This window comes from Zobellella denitrificans (genome assembly GCF_002237365.1).
Classification (GTDB): domain Bacteria; phylum Pseudomonadota; class Gammaproteobacteria; order Enterobacterales; family Aeromonadaceae; genus Oceanimonas; species Oceanimonas denitrificans.
Map to the genome: position 1 here is coordinate 1 of NZ_NMUO01000183.1, position 1,285 is coordinate 1,285.

Below are 1,285 nucleotides of genomic sequence, written 5' to 3' on the forward strand. Positions count from 1 at the left end.
CCAGGGCTGACGCACCAGAGTTCATAATTTGAACAGACCCATGGATTCGAGCAAGTAATCGTCATTCAGGCAGCACAGCTTCCGCTTATTCTCCATGCTCAGGGTACGTGACGTATTGCGTTTCAACATGTTCAGGATCCATTGCCTGATGACAGCCAGGTTTTCGCCCGCATGGCCCACCCTGGCTTGTAGCCTATCTTCGTCAAAGGCGATGTCCAGTGTCCAGTGCAGCAGATTTTCCACCGACCAGTGCAAGCGGGTTGCCTTCAGGGCCAGGTTGGCATCCAACGTTCGACTACTTATATAAAAGCGAACAAAATCATGGCCTTTCCCTTTGTTAACCCGTTCGGCTTGCACTGCGATGATGGTCTTGGCTTTCCACGTCTGGCAAATCGGCAGGTGCTCATCGACTGCAAGAGTCCAACACCGCCGATGCTCTTTCCGGCCGTGTTGTGCGTCGAACTGCTCGCTGAAGCCAGGGCCCGGAGTATCGGTCGTTGTACTGTCCCAGTAGGCTTGGAACCTGGCCTGGACCTCGGCACTGAGCGTAGGTTGATTATCTTTCACCGCCAGCAGGTAATCGGCCGATTTCTTGAGGATGGTGTCAACCGTGTTCATTTGAGTGCCAGCCGCATCGATACTGACCAGGCAGCCCTCGAGTTCAAGCAACTTGAGCAGGGCCGGTATGGCCGTTATCTCGTTCGATTTCTGGTCAACTTTTTGCTGCCCGATGCACATGCCCAGTTCGGTTGACCAGGCATTAACCATGTGCACGGGGTTGGCCCCCTTGCCTTTGGCCGTGGCACGTAGCGCCTTGCCATCAATGGCGAGCTGCCCTGATAAGGTGTCGTTGTCCAAGATATCGCTAACCCATTCTTGGAAAATGGATTTCAGGCTATCGGGCGGCAGGATGGCAAAGACGCGGTTGAAGGTATCGTGCGAGGGAACGCCCCCCGGCAGAGACAACCATCGCCGAAACCATTGCTCCCGTTCTTTGGCAAACAGGGTGATCTCACTCCAGGTGTCGAATCCGCACATCATGGCGCAAGTGGCCATGAACACGACTTCTGACAGGACATGGGAGCATTTTGCTTGCAGACGCGGATCAGGGAGTGTTTCGAGATAATCAAGCAAGGGTTTCTGGGCCATCACAGAACAAGGGTTGGTCAAGATCTCCACTATGTACTCTCTTGCAGCGTAAGACACAATCAAAATGAGCAACCTTGCCGCTGGACCGATCGATGCTTGATCAGGTTGGGCGAAAAATGATCATGCGTCGGCCCTG

General features: G+C 54.0%; 1 protein-coding gene. It reads right to left on the reverse strand.

The genetic code is table 11. From position 1 onward, the window contains the following. Positions 1 to 21: 21 nt before the first annotated feature. A complete protein-coding gene (locus CGX12_RS19195) occupies positions 22 to 1,149 on the reverse strand; it encodes an ISAs1 family transposase (protein WP_094041456.1) in 1,128 nt (375 codons plus the stop codon). Positions 1,150 to 1,285 lie beyond the last annotated feature (136 nt).

Coding starts and splice junctions, on each gene's coding strand:
- CGX12_RS19195 (WP_094041456.1), bottom strand. CDS start 1,149: ATGGCCCAGAAACCCTTGCTTGATTATCTCGAAACACTCCCTGATCCG.